This is a genomic window from Aggregatilinea sp., from assembly GCF_036822615.1.
GTDB lineage: Bacteria > Chloroflexota > Anaerolineae > Aggregatilineales > Aggregatilineaceae > Aggregatilinea.
In genome coordinates this window covers 1-16,300 of the sequence record NZ_DAISHJ010000116.1, presented here as the reverse complement: position 1 = coordinate 16,300, position 16,300 = coordinate 1, and the positions used below count along the sequence as shown (strand labels likewise).

Genomic DNA, 16,300 nt, shown 5'->3' with positions numbered 1-16,300 from the left:
GGCCCCGGACGCGGCAGCTCCAACAGCGCCTCGAACGGCACCAGCGCCTAGCGAGTATCCCGTGCGTTTCGGGCGAGAGAACGGGTTTCTCGCGCGCTCATTCTTCCCATGATCCGCCGGGCGATGTTGGCATCGCCCGGTTTTTGCTTTTCCCCGATCTTGCTTCCCCGCAGCCACGCCGGATTTGATGGGCGCGCCGCACGGGAACCTGTACAATCTTCGTGTCACGGAAGCGTACGGTTTGGCCCGGTGGCTGCACTCACAGCACACGGTAGAGGGCCGGCGGACGCTTCCGCGACCCTGACCCGTGATCCGAGTGGAGGGAGGACTGCTGGTGGAGACGCTGTTTCACATTCATTCCGGGGTGCGATGGCTGATCGTGATCGTTGCTGTGATGACCTTCGTGCGTCTGGCGATTGGTTACTTTGGGCGGCAGCCCTACGACCGGTCGGCGCGCGGGCTGGTGGCGCTGTTCAGCACCTTCATCGACATCCAGATCCTCCTGGGTCTGATCTACTTCATCTGGAGCGGGATCGATAACGACTACTGGCCGCGTGCGCGCTTCGAGCACATGGTCGTGATGTTTGTCGCCGCCTTTATCGCCCACCTCCCGGTACGCTGGCGCAAATCGCCCGATCCGCTGCGCTACCGCAACGACATGCTCGTCGTGCTGGTGGTGCTGGTCGTGGTCTTCGTCGGTGTGGTGCTGCTGCCCGGTGGCACGGCACGCTGGGAATTTTAAGACGAGTATTTAAGGGGAACCCCAATGTTTGAGCGCATCCTGACCTTTGACCCGGCGGTCCAACACGATCTCACTGCTTTCATCCGCCAGTGGTTTGCGCCAGAGGATGATGTGTTGAGCGCGGTGCGCCTGAACACGCGCGGCAAGGGCCTCCCGGAAATCCAGATCCGCCCCGAAGAAGGCCAGATGCTCGGCTTTCTGGCCCGGTTGATCGGCGCGCGGCGGATCCTTGAGATCGGCACGCTGGCCGGATACAGCGGCATCTGGCTGGCGCGCGCGCTGCCGCCGGATGGCACCCTGATCACGCTGGAACGCGAGAAACGCCACGCGGCGCTGGCCCGCGAGCACTTCAACATGGCGGGCGTAAGCGATCGTGTCGAGATCCGCGAGGGCGACGCAATGGAGACACTCGACGCGCTGGACGACGAGACGTTTGACATGGTGTTCATCGACGCGGAAAAGTCGGAGTACCCCACCTTTCTCACCTGGGCGGTGGATCACGTGCGCTCCGGTGGGCTGATCACGGCGCACAACGCCTTCCGCGAAGGGCAGCTCGTCGCGGCCAATCCCGAAGAGGGCACGGCGCGCCTGCGCCAGTTTTTGCAGTCGCTGGCCTCCGACGACCGCCTGACCAGCACGATCATTCCTGTTGGGGACGGGATCGCCGCCGCGCTCGTCAAGTGATCCGCCTGTCCCATCGCCAGCAATGCCGCGCGCGCTCAGCTATGGGCGCGCGCGTTTTTTAGGCCGGGCGTACACCCGATCCGCCTGCCAACTCCCGCCCAAACCGGTATACTCCGCGTCGTACCGACTGCTGCACCCCTGCGTTAGATCCACCTACTGCGCTGCATGCGAAAGGATGCCGAGATGCAAATGATGATGTTCGTCCTCGACAATCCCGACCAGCTCGACGCTGTTCTGGATGCCTGGTACGCTGCCGGAGTCAGCGGCGTGACGATTATCGAGACGTCGGGCCTGCACCGCCGCAAACGCACCCGTCCCATTGGGGCACGTTACGCGTTTGGTCTGGGGCAGTCCGGCGCGCATATCGAAGTGGGGCACTACACGCTGATGGCGATCGTGCCCGACGAAGATGCCGTGCGGGCATGTCTGGCCGCCGCCGAGCGGATCGTCGGGGATCTGGACGGCCCCAACACGGGCGTGATGGCCTCGTGGGATCTCTCGGTGGTCAAGGGCGTGCCCGGTCACCTGCGCGACGAAGGGACCGGCGATAAGCGATGATCTGGCTCGAATTTATCGGAAGCTCGGCGTTGATCGTCTTCGCCGCGACCAAGCTCGCGGGATACGGCGACGCCATCTCGATCCGCACGCGGCTGGGTGGCCTGTTCGTCGGCACGCTGCTGATGGCCGGGGCGACCTCGCTGCCGGAGCTGCTGACCTCGATCAACGCCATCAACCAGGGCGTGCCGAACCTGACGGTGGGCAACATCTTTGGAAGCTGCATGTTCAACATGTTCCTGCTGGCGATGATCGATCTGCTGTACCGCCGCCTGCACATTCTGCGACGGCTGGCGATCACGCACGCCCTCAGCGGCGCGCTGGCGCTGCTCCTGATCGGCCTGTCGGTCTTTTTTATCCTGGCGCAGATCGATATTTCGGTCGGCTGGATGGGGCTGGACAGCATCGTGCTGATCGCGCTGTATCTGCTCGGCACGCGTATCCTGTTTGGCGGCAACCGCGACAGCGGATCGGGCGAGCCGCCCGCGCCGGAGGAGTTCGAGGGTGTGCCTACGCTGCGCCGCGCCGCGATCGGGTTTGGGCTGGCGGCGTTGGCGCTGGTGGCGATCACGCCGCTGCTGGTCAGCAGTTCGGCGGGCATCGCCGAATCGACCGGCCTCTCGACCGGCTTCGTGGGCATCGCGCTGGTCGGCATCATCACCTCGCTGCCCGAAGTCGTCACGACCGTGCAGGCGGCGCGCCTGGGCGCGTACGATCTGGCGGCGGGTAACCTGTTTGGCAGCAACATTTTCAACATCTTCACGCTGGGCCTGACCGACCTGTTTTATGCCGACGGGCGATTCCTGGCCGAAGTAGGCGATATCATGAGCATCGCTGGGATGTTGGCGCTGGTGGTCACCAATCTGGCCCTGCTCGGTAATCTGGCGCGCAACCTTGCCTGGGGCGAAACGCGCCGCCAGATCGTCGAGCTGGACGCGGCGCTGATCGTGGTGGTCTATCTGCTCGGCATGTGGCTGCTCTACAGCCGGGGCCTCATCGGCTGAGCGCGCCGGATGGTTTCCTCCTCCGTAGGGGCGTATTGCGATACGCCCCGTTCAGCATTTAGCAGCGCGATAGACGACCCTGCCTTTCGTAGGGGCGATGCTTGCATCGCCCGCCGTCAGCAAAGCCGGGTAGAGCAAGCTCTACCCCTACGCACATCCGGCCTGGAGACTTGCTCCCTGATTGCCCATTCATCGTAGGGATCAGACACCCATCGATCCGCTAACTTGGTGCGCATGAGGCGTATGGCGATACGCTCCGTACAAAAACGTGGCAGGCCGGTTCCTGCGCTTTTCCCCCCGTCCGAGTGTAATAGTTGCGTTGGAACTGCGCGCGCGGCGCACCGTTTGCGCGCCCGGTGCGTAGACTCTTATACAGACCGGGCGAATTGAATGCCGTAAGCGCGAGATGTAAAAGTGAGCTATGAGCGGATCAAACAATAACAACCATCACAGTAACGCTGAAGGCCAACACCCCATGCGTATCATCGTCCACACTGGCAAGGGCGGCGTGGGCAAGACCAGTATTTCCGCTGCGACGGCGCTGCGCTGCGCCGATCTCGGCCTGCGCACGATCGTGATCTCGACCGACACGGCGCACTCCCTGGCCGACTCGCTCGACATGAAGATCGGGCCGGAGCCGATCCCCGTGACGGAAAATCTGTGGGCGCAGGAAGTGGACGCCCGCTACTCGATGGATAAATACTGGGGGCGCATCCAGAATTACGCGCTGGACGTGCTTAATACGCGCGGCGTGCAGGATATCGTCGCGGAGGAAGTGACGATCCTGCCCGGCCTCGAAGAAGGCGCGCACCTGCTGTGGATCAACAAGTACGCCGAGGAAGGCCAGTTCGACGTGCTGATCGTGGATGCCGCGCCCACCGCCGAAACGCTGCGCCTGCTCAGCCTGCCCGATACGTCGCGCTGGTGGTTCCAGCGCATCATGGGCCTGATGCGCGGGGCAGGGCGCGTGCTGCGGCCCCTGTCGAAACCGCTGATCGGCGCGAACCTGCCCGACACGGACACGCTCGACAGCATCGACGGGCTGTTCAACACGCTCGACAAGGTACGCAAGCTGCTGGCCGATCCGGCTCACAGCAGCCTGCGGCTGGTGATCAATCCCGAGCGTATGGTGATCAAAGAGACGCAGCGCACCTATACGTACCTGAACCTGTACGGTTATTCCGTGGACGCCGTACTGCTCAACCGCGTGATCCCCGACGAGGTGAGCGATCCGTACTTCGCGCGGCGCAAGGCGCAGCAGCGCGAGAACATCGACTTCATCGGTGAGGCGTTCGGCCAGCTTCCGATGCTGCAAGCGCCCATGTTTGGCGAAGAGGTGGGTGGTTTCGAAAGCCTGCGGCGGCTGGCGGACGCGCTGTACGGCGACCGCAACCCGGCGGAGGTGCTTTCCACCGAGCAGACGCACTGGATCGAATCCGACGGCAAAAGCGGGTACTATCTGATCGTTGCGCTGCCTTTCGTCGAAAAGAGCGATCTCGACCTGTACCGCTCGGCGGACGAGCTGACGCTGCGCGTCGGCCCGTACCGGCGCAATATCGTGCTGCCCTATGCGCTCTGGAACCTAGAGATCGAAAATGCCCGATTCGAACAATCCCGGCTTCGCGTCCACTTTATCCGACCAGACGGAGATTCCGCTGCGCACTGAGTCCGGGGGCGCGGCGCAGGCCGCCTTTGACCCGTCGCAGATCCCGATCAACTGGCGGCGTTACCAGCGTACGCTCTGGTACGCGGGCTGGCTGTTCGTGCGCGTCGTGTTCTGGGAGATCCTTGTGCGGCGGCTGGTCGGCAATGCCGCCGCCGGGAACCGCCCCGCCCGTTGGCGGCGCTGGGCGCGTGAATTCCGCGCGCTCGCCGTCAATATGGGTGGCGTCATGATCAAGCTCGGCCAGTTCATTTCGGTCCGTGCGGATATTCTGCCGCCGGAGATCACCGAAGAACTGGCGAGCCTGCAAGACGAAGTGCCCACCGTGCCGTTCCGGGCCATCCGTAAAGTGATCGAGGCCGATCTCGGCCCGCTCGACCGGTACTTCGCTTCGTTCGAGGAAACCCCCGTCGCGGCGGCGTCGCTGGGGCAGGCCCACCGCGCCCGCCTGCTGGACGGGCAGCGCGTGGTGGTCAAGGTGCAGCGCCCCGGCATTCAGACGCTGGTCAACACCGACCTGCGCGCACTGGATGCCGTGGCGCGCGGCCTGATGCGCTTCCGCTTCGTCTCGCGCCGCGCGAACTTGCCGGTTTTGCTCGGTGAGTTCAGCGAAGGGCTGTGGCAGGAGTTGGATTACACGCACGAGGCGGACAACGCCGAGGCGTTCGGCGTGCTGTTCAAGGGCAACATGGGTGTTTACGTGCCCGCGGTATACCGCGAGCTGTCCACGCGCCGCGTCTTGGCGCTCGAAGACGTGACCTCGATCAAAGTCACCGACGCCGCCCGGTTCGAGGCGGCAGGCATCAGCCGCCAGGACGTCGCCCGGCGGCTGGTGAGCACTTATCTGGAAATGGTGTTCACCGAAAAAGTCTTCCACGGCGATCCGCACCCCGGCAACCTGTTCGTCTACCCGTTCCCCACCCCCGTCGATGCGCCGACCGGGCGTCACGCGGATGGGCAGGCGCTCCAGGGCGAGCCGTTTTACCTTATCTTTGTGGACTTCGGGCTGGTGGGGCACGTCACGCCGCATATCGTCGCCGGACTGCGCGAAACGCTGATCGCGCTCATCCAGCGCGACGCGAAACGTTTGGTGCGCTCCTACCAGCAGTTAGGCATCCTGCTGCCCGACGCAGACACCAGCCGCATCGAGGAGGCCACGCAGGGCGTCTTCGACCGCGTGTGGGGCATGAACCTGTCGCAGTTGGGCGATATGCCGCTGTCGGAGATGCAGTACATCACGCGTGAATTCAATGACCTGCTGTTCGCGCTGCCGTTCCAGGTCCCGCAGGACTTTCTGTACCTCTCGCGCGCCATCGGCCTGCTGATCGGCATCTGCACCGCACTCGACCCGGAATTCAACCCGTGGCAGGAGGTTCAGCCGTTCGCCAAACGTATGCTGCACGAAAATGGCGAGCTGGCCGACGGTCTCGGCCTGCCGACCGGGCCGCGCAGCTTGCTCAAGGCGCTGCTGTCGGGGCAAGCGCTCGACATGGTGGGGCTGACCCGCGCGATCCAGATGCCCGCCCGCGCCGACGGCGTGCTGCGCCGCATGGACCAGGGCGATCTGGCGATGCGCACCGTGCCCAGCCCCGAGCTTCAGCACGATCTCGACCGCATCGCGGGCCTGCTCCAGCGCGTCCTGTATGCCGTGGTGTTTGCCGCGCTGCTGATTTGCACGACGCTGCTGTATACGTCCGGCAACCTTTGGCTTTCGATTGTGAGTTTGCTGTTCACCGGATTAGCATTCCTAAGACTCGTTTTTGCTGGGGGGAGCCATTCCACCAATCGGGTTTGAATTTTGCCCCCCAAAGTGGTTGACACTCTCTACACGAGCGACTAAAATCTTTAATAGTGGAGCAAGTTGTTTGCAGTACCGGCAGGGAATCACCCGGTGTAGCATTCACAACGCACTGGGTATTTTTTTTGCTCAAACCTGCAAAGACGAGAGCCACTGTATTGCAACTGTCTGTATGAAGAAGGAGTATCCTCCAAAATGGCAGAACGTCTTACCGGCGTGGTAAAGTGGTTCAACTCGCAGAAGGGTTACGGCTTCATTCAGCCTGAAAACGGCCCTGACGTCTTCGTTCACTACAGTGCCATTGTTGGCGCGGGGTATCGCAACCTCGAAGAGGGAGAACGGGTCGAATTCTCGATCACCGAAGGTCCTAAGGGGCCGCAAGCGAGCGAGGTTGTGCGCCTCGGCGCGTAGTGCGGCAGTTCATTTTTTAGAGCGTGAAAAACTAACGCCCTGGAAAACCAGGGCGTTTTGATTTCACGGCATAGGGTGAACGCTGCCGGGCCGGTGATCTGGCGCGGCGGCGGGTGGCCTATTCGACGTCAACCTTCACCTTGCTTTGACCTTCGATCGGCCCTTCGGCGCGGCCAAAGTTCGCCACGCGATCCGCGCTGCGCTCGACTTCCACGCGCACGCCCTTGAACAGCGCCTTCCACCCGGCGACGCCTTCTTCGACGGCGCGGTTCGTGTGCTCGCGGAATTCACGCGGTAGCAGCGACGCGACCGCCTTGCCGGTTTCTTCGATCGCGGACTGCTGGTGCTTGAGGAAGCGCTTGATCGGAGCCTTTTCTTCAGCGGGCGATGAGGTGTTCAGTTCTTCTGACATGACCGTTATCCTCTCTAAGCTCTCAACAGAGTCTTAATCCTATACTCTATACGATCAGCTGGGCGGTCAGGTTGCGTCCCGCAGGCGAATTGGTCGCGCGGCTAATAGCCGTGGCCCAGATTGACCTCGTTGAGCAGGTCCTTGTGTGCGACGTAGCGGCGCAGGTTCTCGATGAACAGGTCGCCCGCGCGCTCGGCGTACGTGTTCGACACGCCCGACAGGTGCGGGCTGATGATCAGGTTGGGCAGCTTCCACAGCGGGTCATCGGCGGGCAGCGGCTCCGTCTCGAATACGTCCAGCGCGGCCCCTGCGATCGCCTTGCTGCGCAGCGCGTCCAGCAGCGCGTCTTCATCTACCACGCCGCCGCGCCCCACGTTGATCAGGTACGCCGTCTTTTTCATCGCGCCGATCACGTCCGCGTCAACCATGTTGCGCGTCGCGTCGGTCAGCGGCACGGTAACCACCACGAAATCGCAGTCGCGCACCATCGTCGTGACGGCTTCCGGCGGGTACAGCCGTTCGAAGAACTCGCCCTGCGGATCGCCTGTGCCGGGCAGCGTATAACTGTTGGTGTCGGCGGGATGCAGCACGTCGCGCTTGCTCGCTAGCACTTTCATACCAAAGGCGTTCGCCAGCCGCGCGATCTCGCGCCCGACGCTGCCATAGCCCACGATGCCCACCGTGCTGCCGCGCAGTTCGATCGCGCCGAACGTATCGTATTCGTCGCCGGTCGGCCAGTGCGCGGTCGCTTGATGCGCCAGCAGGGTCGGGATTTTGCGGCTGAAGTAGAGCATCATGGCGAAGGTGTATTCGGCCATGCTGGTCACGTGGATGCCGCTGGCGGACGTGACGTGGATGTTCTCCTGCTGCACGATCGGCTGGTCGATGATGTGATCGACACCCGCCGAGTGCACCTGAATCCAGCGCAGGGCCGGGGCCATCGCCGGTTCGGGCACGAGGTGGCTGGTGTAGAGGATTTCCGCCCGCGCCCAGACGTCTTCTGGCACGTCCTCGATCTGATTGACCGGATGGACCATGATGTCCAACCGGCTGGATATTTCCCCGAACGCAGCCAGCATCTCTGGGGTAAATTTGACCGTCACCAACACCGGGATTAAATCAGGCGAAGTCGCCATTGCTCTCCATCCTACTGCCTGCGCTTGCCAGGGGCGGTATCACATTCACCACTATAACCCATGTGCGGGCGAACCGTCTATCGCTGTTGACGGCGGAAATATACAAATCCCACCACGCCGATTAGCATGACCTGTCCGGCCAGCGCCACGGGCAGCAGGTCGCGCGGCTCGAATGCCGATCCAGCAGCGGCATGCTTCACGACCGGCGGCGGAAGCTCCGTGGGGGAGGGCGTCGCGGTCGGTGAGGGACTTGATTCCGTCGTGGGCGAGGCCGCCAGCGCGACCGCTGTCGTTTTCTCGCCGGGAAGCGGGACGGTCGGCAGCACGATTGGCGTCGATGTGGGCGGCTGTACCGTGCCCGTGGGTGAGGGGGTGCGCGTGGGCGTGATCGTCCACGTCGCGGAGGGTGTCAGCGTCAGGATGGTCGCGGTCGGGGTGCGGCTGGGTGGCGGGGGCACGTAAGGCTGCTGCGTCGGCGCGATGATGATCGCCGTCGCGGGCGCGCTGCTGTCAACCTCGGCGTCGTCGGCGGGTTGGGCCGCGTTTTCCGCAGGGGCGGCGGCTTGTTCGGGTGCGGGCGGGGCGGAGACGCCGTCGTTATAGCCGACCAGCATCGTGAAGAAGTGCCCGCACGGGCCGCTGGCGACGCCTACGCCGATCTCATTGATGCGTGTATCGACCATCGCCTGATAATGCACGCCCGAATTGACCCAAAACGTCCAGGCGTTGCTCGCTTCGGCCATCGCGCCGCCGTAAATGTTCTCGTTCACGCGGCTGCCCGGATATCCGGCGGCGGCGGCGCGGCTGCTCGGCGTCGATCCGTTCGACTCGGTGTGCGCGATGTCGCACGTCGTCGCCATGTACTGGCTGTGACCCGCGGCGGCGGCGCTCAGCAGGCCGTTAGATGACAGACCGCTCAGCCCCAGGTCCGCGCGCAGCGCATTGACCTGGCCGATCAGCCAGCTTTCGTCCTGGGCGTGTGCCGTCACAACAGGCCACAGGCCGCCCAGCAGTCCGGCCAGCGTAATGAGGGCTATTGTTCGTTTCAGAGACATCATCCGTGCTGAACCAACCCCAAACTTTCATCCTCCGCCCCTAGTGTAACAGCAACCTTTTGCCCCGTCACCCTCCGGTCAGCAGGCGGCGTTTCCCACACGCCCCGCGCGAAATATGTTCCCTAAGCGGCGGTTTCACGCTACAATTCGAGCGTAAGCTTGGGTTTCGTTATGGCAAGGATCGCCGGTTAGATGCCTGCTCACATTTATCTGTCATTTGCCCCCGAAGATCGACTCTTCGCGCGGCAGTTGGGCATCCAGCTTCAACAGCGCGGATTGGTCGTGTGGCGCATCCTCGACACGGCCCAGTTGGGAGGCGTGCCGCGCGACGAGGCGGCGGCGCTGGAAGCGGCCAGCCACGTGCTGACCATCCTGTCGCCCCATTCGACCGCGCTGCCCGATACCCTGCGCGATTGGGGCCGGGCGCTGGGCATGCAAAAGCATGTGATCGTCGTCATTCACGAGACGTGCGACATTCCCGAGGTGCTCCAGCCGCTCCCGCGCGTCGATTTCCGGGGCCGGTTCCTGCTGGCCGTCGAGGATCTCGTGCAGACGCTGCAATCGACCGGCGCGCCGACCCGCCCGCTGACCGTCGAATATCCGCCGCCCGTGAGCAATGCCGATCTGCTGCCCAATACGCTGCCGTCCGAACGGTGCTGGCGCGAGGACCGGCTGCGCGTCAATTACACGCTGCCGATGATCCTGCCGCCTGGAGAGCTTGAGGCGCGGACCGCGCGCTTCTTTGAAATTGCGAAATTCGATTTAGCCGATGCCGGGCCGCGCATCGTGCAGGCCCGCCGCGTGCGCGGCTATAACCTGTTCGATCCGCGCCGCGCCGACCAGACGCTGATCGTCGAGCAGCTTGAAGGGCTGGTGATGGTGCGCTACCACATGACGCGCACCCAGGTTTACTACTGGTTCCCCGCGCATTACCACGTGCTCGACCGCGAAGCCGCCGCCCTGTACCGCTTCCTGGCGACGGACGACCCGGGACTCGACGCTATGGATATTGCGAACGCCCAGGCCGAGCGCGCGCAGGCGCTGTCGTGGGTGGTCGTCGCCACGATCCTGCTGCTGCTCCTGAGCGTGGTGCTCCTGTTCGTCAACGCAGTCTTCGGCGTCACCGTCTTTTAGAGCGCGTAAAAACCGGGGCGGGTTAGAAACTCGCTCCATGTATAGCAAGTTAACGGACTGATTTGTATCCGATCTCCGCGATAAACGGATAGGTGGGGCGAGTCGTCAAGCCGGATCTGCGTAGGGGTAGGGCTTGCCCTACCCGGCTTTGCTGACCACGGGCGGGGCTTGCCCCGCCCCTACGAAAGGCAGAGCTGCCCGTCGCGCCGCTGGAATGCTTAATTGCTGCCACTGCTCCGCCCGCTTTTGCTTTTGTCGTAACGAACCACTTCAACTAACCACTACCAACTGTTTTTCGCCTTTGTCTACCGCGTCCGGTTGGGTACAATGCCCCCTGCCGCATCGCAGCCTTGCTGCGCGTCACCAACGGAATTGGAACGAACCCCGATCGAGGAGATGGGAATGCCAGATCACGCATGGGCTTTGCTGCTTATTGGAATCGCTGCCGGGCTGCTGTCGGGCATGTTTGGGATTGGTGGGGGCGCGGTCATGGTCCCCGCGCTGACGGTGATTATCGGGTTCGAGCTGCAGCAGGCGATTGGCACATCACTGGCGGTGATGATCGGGCCGGTGAGCATTTTTGCGGTGCTGGCGTACTACCGCGCGGGGTACATTCGCTTTATCCCGGCGGGCTTGATCGCGCTGGGACTGGTGATGGGCAGCGTCGGCGGGGCGGAGATCGCGCTCAGCCTGCCGGGCGAGACACTTCAGCGCATTTACGGGGCGTTTCTCATTTACACGGGCTGGCGTTTCGTGGAGCCGCGTAAGTGGCTGGCGGCCCGGCGAGGCGTCGTGACTCCCGCGCCGGATGCCGTCGAGAGCGAGACGTCCATGTCTGACGCGTGGTACGTGGTGCTGGGCGTTGGACTCGTGGCGGGCGTGGCGTCGGGCCTGTTCGGGATCGGCGGCGGACTGGTGATCGTGCCCGCGCTGATCGGCCTGCTGCACTACGATCACAAGCGCGCGGTGGCGACGTCACTGGTGGCGCTGCTGCCGCCGGTGAGCATCGGCGCGGTGATCACGTTTTACGAAGCGGGCAAGATCGACATCATGACGTCGCTGCTGGTCGCGGTCGGACTGGTGATGGGCGCATTCAGCGGCGCGCGGGTCGCGTTGGGGCTGCCATCAGCGCTGGTCAAGCGCTATTACGGCATTTTCCTGATCGTCATCAGCATGCGTTTTATCTTTCAATTTTGACGGCCTTACGGCGTTCTGAGTCGGATCGAAAAACAGAGCGGCGTAGGGAGGCCGAAGGCGGGCCGTAGGGTGCGCGTAGGAGTGGCGTAGCGCGCGCATTAGGCCGCACAGGGGTCGGCTGCATACACTAAGGGAGAAGCGAAGGGCGAATTCTCTTCTTCTCCTCCTTATGTTTGAAAGCGCTGGGAATCGGCGTTCCCGGCGCTTTCATCATTTTAAAGCAGCCTTCCAAAATAGGGACTCATGAGATTTTAACTGATCCAATCGCGGTTGTGCGCGTCCCATTCGCGGTGACGGTACGAATTCTTACAGTCGCGGCAGATCAGGGCATCCGCGAGCTGTCCATTATGCTTCCATCGCCAGCGGACCCGGCCCATGTGAAAGCGGCAGGTGGGGCGGTGGCAAACCGGGCAGTAGTCGCCCTGGGCAAGCGAGGCATCACCGTACTGGCGTTTTTCGGCCTCATTTTCTTCACAAATATGACAATACGGAACCGGCATGCGTCTATCCTTCGTTGTGCTACCTACCGCACCAGCGTGCGTATGGTAGGATTATAACTTGTTACATGACCTTATACAGACACTTTTCAGGCGGGCGGTGCGGCCCGGATGATAAAATTGTTTCCATCGGCATACAACCAAACCCGGTGTTTGCCCATCTAAACACACAACTGGACGCAGCGATGCATGACAGGATCCGTTTCGCCGTGGGTCGGGGCGGCGGCTGCGGCGCGCCTCACCCGGCAAAGTGCACGCTTATTTAGGATAGAACGCTATGGCCTCCAAACGAACGTCACGTGCTTCGCGCCGGCATCGCCGCGAGATCAGCCCCTGGATGATCCTGGTCGGCTCCGCGCTGGTGATCGTCGGCGGGCTGCTGGTGATGACGCTCACGCGTAAGGACGCGCCCGCCACGGCTTCGTCGCGGCCTGTGCCGACGCTCGCGGGCGCACAGCCCGCCGCGGTCACGCTGAGCACCGATTTTAAGCTGCCCGGCCTCGATGGCAATGTTGCCCTGGCCGACTATCGCGGCAGCTACGTCCTGGTCAACTTCTGGGCGACGTGGTGCCCGCCCTGCCGCGCCGAAATGCCCGATCTCGACGCGTACCAGCAGGCGAACGTTGACAGCGGCTTTACCGTGCTGGCTGTCAACGTGGGCGAAGACCGCGCGACGGTTCAGGGGTTCATCGACGCGAACGGCTTCAGCTTCCCCGTCGCGCTCGACGTGAACAGCGCCGTGTTCGCGCAGTACCGCCGCGAAAGCCTGCCCAGCTCGTTCCTGATCGGCCCGGACGGATCGGTGGTCAAGGCGTGGGAACCCGGCGCATTGAGCCGCGCCACCCTGGAGCGTGATATCACGCCGCTGCTGGCCGGATAAATAGATCCTTTTGCGGGGATGCCATCCCCGCACCCCTGCCAGGGAGTGCCACTCCCTGGACCCGTTTCCGGTCGCAGTACTGCGACCGGAAACACACTGTGTTTTTGCCGCCCTTTTTCCGAAAAAGGGCGCGGGGGCGGGGCAGCGCCCCGCGCTCCACTGATCGTTTCCCGCATTATTCCCGTACAATAGAGCTATAAAAAACCAACCGAACGGCAGCGTCGATCGCAGCCTGCCGCGCCCCATCCGCCGACATCGACAGCGCAGGAGCGTGCCCGTGCCCCTCTCGCTTGCCTCATCGTCCTCCCTCCCGCGCGGACGCCGCTTCCTGGCTCAGATCGCGGCCCTGCTGCTGGTCGCGTGCGTTCTGGCGGCGGCTGCCGCCCGCATTACCGGCACGCGCGTCCCGTCGCACGCCTTCCCGCTCCCCTCATCCGATACCTGCTGGCAGCGCATCTGCTTCTTCGACTTCCCCGACGCCAGCGCCGTGATCGCCGCGCTGGACGCCGATCCCGATCTCGCCGCGCACAGCGTCGGGCTGGTGATGGCCGGATATCCCGGCGGCTACACTACCATCCGCGCCACGTACGCCCCCGACGGTGCGACACCGCTGCCCGTGCTGGTTTACTGGTCCGACTTTGCCTATCACTTCACGGTCGATTGGCACTTGCAGCAGCCCTTGCTGCGCCTGGGCGACGTGATCGCCGCGCTGGGACCGCCGTCACGCGTGAGTGTTATTTCGGACAAGCTCGTGCTGCGCTACAACGATCACAGCCTGCGCGTGTTCGTGATCCCGTCCGCCGCCGGGGCGCAGTGGATGACTCTGCCCACCGATGCGGTCGTCACGGTCGAGGTCACCAACCGCAGCGCGTCGCTGAAGCCCTTCGATCTCGCGGAGCCGGGCAGCCAGCCGTGGCATGGGTTCGGGCAGTACGAGTTTGCGCCCTGAGCGGTGGCTTTTACGACCGTTTACGGCTTTTTGATCGCGTTTTGGCCGCGCGGGGCTTGATGCGCGCCGCAAACCTATGCTATAGTGCTCACAGGGTTCCGGCGTTTTTCGCCGCCCCTGACTTCGTTCGACTTTCACTCATTATTGGAGAAAGCGAGGCAGAGGCTGTATGGAAAAGGGAATAACTAACCTGGCCCGTGTAGGCTGTGGTCTGCCCGCGCTTCGCTCCGTCTGCTGATCTCCTGCTGAATTTCCATTCCGCAACAGCATAACCGGCGCACGTCGGGCAACCCTGGGCTACCTCTGGTGCTCTTGAGGGATACGCCGTCTGCTCGATCCGTGCGTGCTGCATGCTGGTCCCCGGCTCGATCCGCGATCCCTCCCGGTTCCGCCCTGTCGCTTTGCGCCTCGATTCGGTGTGCGCGGCGGCGACCACGATCGCATTTTTCCGCCTGACCGCCTGGCCGGTTGGGCGCTGCCGGAGACACAACCTTGAATTACAACACCAACGACACGAACGACTTCGACCGTTACGACGAGTACGAGGACCAGTTCGATCCCAATTCCAACAGCCGCCAGTCGCGGCGGCAGGGCAAGCACAAGTCCAGCCGTGCGCCGAAACCCGCTCTCCCGCAGGAGTCGCTCAACGATCTGGCCGAGATCCTGGACCTGGAAAACGAGTTCAACATCACCTACCAGCCCTCGCGCTACGAGGCGGGCTGGCTGGTGGATACGCTGCGTCCGTTTTACGAACAGGCGCTGATCGCGGATGTGCTCGCGCTGGTGCGCGGCGGCAAGGAAGCCACCGTGTACTGCTGCGAGGCTCATCCCTCGGTCGGGCTGCCGCTGCTGGCGGCGAAGGTCTACCGCCCGCGTAAGTTCCGCAGCCTGCGCAACGACGCCGCGTACCGCGAAGGCCGCCAGATCCTCACCTCAGAAGGTCGTGCGGTGAAGAACAACGATCACCGCGTGATGCGCGCCATCGGCAAAAAGTCCGCGTTTGGCATCGAGGTCGCGCAGACCTCGTGGCTGATGTACGAGTTCAAGACGCTGCAAGCGCTGCACGCGATGGGCGCCGCCGTGCCCAAGCCGGTCGCGGTCGGGGAGCACGGTGTGCTGATGGGCTACTACGGCGACGCCGAGATGCCCGCGCCGACGCTCAGCGAGGTCCGGCTGGACCGCGACGAAGCCGTGCCGCTGCTGGCCGAGACGCTGCGCAACGTCGAGCTGATGCTCAGCCGCGGCCTGATCCACGGCGACCTGTCGGCCTACAACATCCTGTACTGGGAAGGTCAGATCGTGCTGATCGACTTCCCGCAGGTGATCAACAGCCACAGCAACCCGCAGTCGTACCAGATCCTGCGCCGCGACGTGACGCGCGTGTGCGAGTACTTCCAGCGCCAGGGCGCGCCGAGCGACCCCGCGCAGATCACGGACCGGCTGTGGGCGGAGTATGTGAACATGTCGCCCGCCGACTGGCTCGACGTGCTGCCCGACGATCTGGACGAGGACAGCGACGAGGACGAGCGCGCGGCATCGTGAGAGTCGCCGCGACGTCTAAACACCCGTAGGGGCGTATCACGCGATGCGCCCCTGCAGTGCGATTTTGCAGTCATCACGAGGAGGTGATCATGCAGGAACAGCCAGCGCCGTTCGAGATCGTGGCGCGGATCCCGACGGACGACGAATACCGCGCGCTGTGCGAGTCGGTGGGCTGGGGCGACGTGATGAACTTCGAAGCGGCCAGGGTCGCCGTGCCGAACTCGCTTTACGCGGTCGTCGCGGAGCGGGACGGCACGGCCATCGGCATGGGACGCCTCGTTGGGGACGGCGCGATCTTCTTCTATGTGCAGGACGTAGCCGTGCGCCCCGACTGCCAGGGGCAGGGCGTCGGGCGTGCGATCCTGACCGCGCTGATGGACTGGATCGCGGCCAACGCGCCGGAGAAAGCGTTCGTGGGCCTGTTCGCGGACGGGGACACGCCGCCGTTTTACGAGCGCTTCGGCTTTGCCCGCTATGACGCCATGACCGGTATGTTCCTGGTCGTGCCGGAGCGGGAGGGATCGGGATAAATACGGGGAGGCAGGAAAGCCGGGTGGAGCAAGCCCCGCCCCTACGGATCGCGCGTGATTTTGCTTGTCTCCCCTCTCCAACCCAGATTGGAGAGGGGCCGGGGGTGAGGT

Annotated in this window: 17 protein-coding genes; 13 read left to right on the top strand and 4 right to left on the bottom strand. The window is 63.6% G+C overall.

All coding sequences use genetic code 11. The annotated features are described in order from the left end of the window. Positions 1 to 334 precede the first annotated feature (334 nt). From V7116_RS21415 to V7116_RS21385, 7 genes are all read left to right on the top strand, one after another. Positions 335 to 742, top strand: coding sequence for a hypothetical protein (locus V7116_RS21415; protein WP_324394019.1), 408 nt, complete (start codon positions 335 to 337; stop codon positions 740 to 742). A gap of 24 nt (positions 743 to 766) precedes the next feature. Next, a complete protein-coding gene (locus V7116_RS21410; protein WP_324394018.1) occupies positions 767 to 1,426 on the top strand; it encodes an O-methyltransferase in 660 nt (219 codons plus the stop codon). Positions 1,427 to 1,609: 183 nt separating this feature from the next. Then, entirely contained in the window at positions 1,610 to 1,984 is a 375-nt protein-coding gene (locus V7116_RS21405) for a hypothetical protein (protein ID WP_324394017.1), read from the top strand. Continuing rightward, positions 1,981 to 2,985 (top strand): sodium:calcium antiporter, encoded by a 1,005-nt coding sequence (locus tag V7116_RS21400; RefSeq protein ID WP_324394016.1) that lies wholly within the window; start codon positions 1,981 to 1,983, stop codon positions 2,983 to 2,985. The genes V7116_RS21405 and V7116_RS21400 overlap by 4 nt, the downstream gene beginning before the upstream one ends. A 475-nt stretch (positions 2,986 to 3,460) precedes the next feature. Then, a complete protein-coding gene (locus V7116_RS21395; protein ID WP_324394015.1) occupies positions 3,461 to 4,651 on the top strand; it encodes an ArsA family ATPase in 1,191 nt (396 codons plus the stop codon). Then, positions 4,581 to 6,443, top strand: a complete 1,863-nt coding sequence (locus V7116_RS21390) for an ABC1 kinase family protein (protein WP_324394014.1) — start codon at positions 4,581 to 4,583, stop codon at positions 6,441 to 6,443. Before V7116_RS21395 ends, V7116_RS21390 begins: the two co-directional genes overlap by 71 nt. 198 nt (positions 6,444 to 6,641) lie before the next feature. Continuing rightward, complete coding sequence (locus tag V7116_RS21385; protein WP_324394013.1) at positions 6,642 to 6,857, top strand: cold-shock protein; 216 nt, start codon at positions 6,642 to 6,644, stop codon at positions 6,855 to 6,857. 118 nt (positions 6,858 to 6,975) lie between these two features. Here V7116_RS21385 and V7116_RS21380 read toward each other — a convergent pair whose 3' ends face one another. The 3 genes from V7116_RS21380 to V7116_RS21370 all read right to left on the bottom strand — a co-directional run bounded on the left by V7116_RS21380 (position 6,976) and on the right by V7116_RS21370 (position 9,460). After that, positions 6,976 to 7,269: a hypothetical protein gene (locus V7116_RS21380; protein ID WP_324394012.1), complete on the bottom strand. Its 294-nt coding sequence runs from the start codon at positions 7,267 to 7,269 to the stop codon at positions 6,976 to 6,978. 101 nt (positions 7,270 to 7,370) lie between these two features. Next, positions 7,371 to 8,405, bottom strand: coding sequence for a D-2-hydroxyacid dehydrogenase (locus tag V7116_RS21375; protein WP_324394011.1), 1,035 nt, complete (start codon positions 8,403 to 8,405; stop codon positions 7,371 to 7,373). Positions 8,406 to 8,482: 77 nt separating this feature from the next. After that, entirely contained in the window at positions 8,483 to 9,460 is a 978-nt protein-coding gene (locus V7116_RS21370) for a CAP domain-containing protein (protein ID WP_324394010.1), read from the bottom strand. Positions 9,461 to 9,652: 192 nt separating this feature from the next. On the opposite strand from V7116_RS21370, the gene V7116_RS21365 reads away from it, so the two are divergent. Then, the gene (locus tag V7116_RS21365; RefSeq protein WP_324394009.1) at positions 9,653 to 10,594 is read left to right on the top strand and encodes a toll/interleukin-1 receptor domain-containing protein; all 942 of its coding nucleotides are present in this window, start codon (positions 9,653 to 9,655) and stop codon (positions 10,592 to 10,594) included. A gap of 402 nt (positions 10,595 to 10,996) precedes the next feature. After that, the gene (locus tag V7116_RS21360) at positions 10,997 to 11,791 is read left to right on the top strand and encodes a sulfite exporter TauE/SafE family protein (protein ID WP_324394008.1); all 795 of its coding nucleotides are present in this window, start codon (positions 10,997 to 10,999) and stop codon (positions 11,789 to 11,791) included. A 251-nt stretch (positions 11,792 to 12,042) separates the two neighbouring features. Here V7116_RS21360 and V7116_RS21355 read toward each other — a convergent pair whose 3' ends face one another. After that, positions 12,043 to 12,291, bottom strand: a complete 249-nt coding sequence (locus V7116_RS21355; protein ID WP_324394007.1) for a hypothetical protein — start codon at positions 12,289 to 12,291, stop codon at positions 12,043 to 12,045. A 274-nt stretch (positions 12,292 to 12,565) separates the two neighbouring features. Here V7116_RS21355 and V7116_RS21350 point away from each other — a divergent pair, with 274 nt between their 5' ends. The 4 genes from V7116_RS21350 to V7116_RS21335 all read left to right on the top strand — a co-directional run bounded on the left by V7116_RS21350 (position 12,566) and on the right by V7116_RS21335 (position 16,189). Continuing rightward, complete coding sequence (locus tag V7116_RS21350) at positions 12,566 to 13,168, top strand: TlpA disulfide reductase family protein (RefSeq protein WP_324394006.1); 603 nt, start codon at positions 12,566 to 12,568, stop codon at positions 13,166 to 13,168. Positions 13,169 to 13,445: 277 nt separating this feature from the next. Further along, on the top strand, positions 13,446 to 14,117 hold the full coding sequence (locus V7116_RS21345; protein ID WP_324394005.1) for a hypothetical protein: 672 nt from the start codon (positions 13,446 to 13,448) through the stop codon (positions 14,115 to 14,117). A 492-nt stretch (positions 14,118 to 14,609) separates the two neighbouring features. Beyond that, the gene (locus V7116_RS21340) at positions 14,610 to 15,659 is read left to right on the top strand and encodes an RIO1 family regulatory kinase/ATPase domain-containing protein (protein WP_324394004.1); all 1,050 of its coding nucleotides are present in this window, start codon (positions 14,610 to 14,612) and stop codon (positions 15,657 to 15,659) included. Between the two features lie 89 nt (positions 15,660 to 15,748). After that, on the top strand, positions 15,749 to 16,189 hold the full coding sequence (locus V7116_RS21335) for a GNAT family N-acetyltransferase (protein ID WP_324394003.1): 441 nt from the start codon (positions 15,749 to 15,751) through the stop codon (positions 16,187 to 16,189). Positions 16,190 to 16,300: the final 111 nt, after the last annotated feature.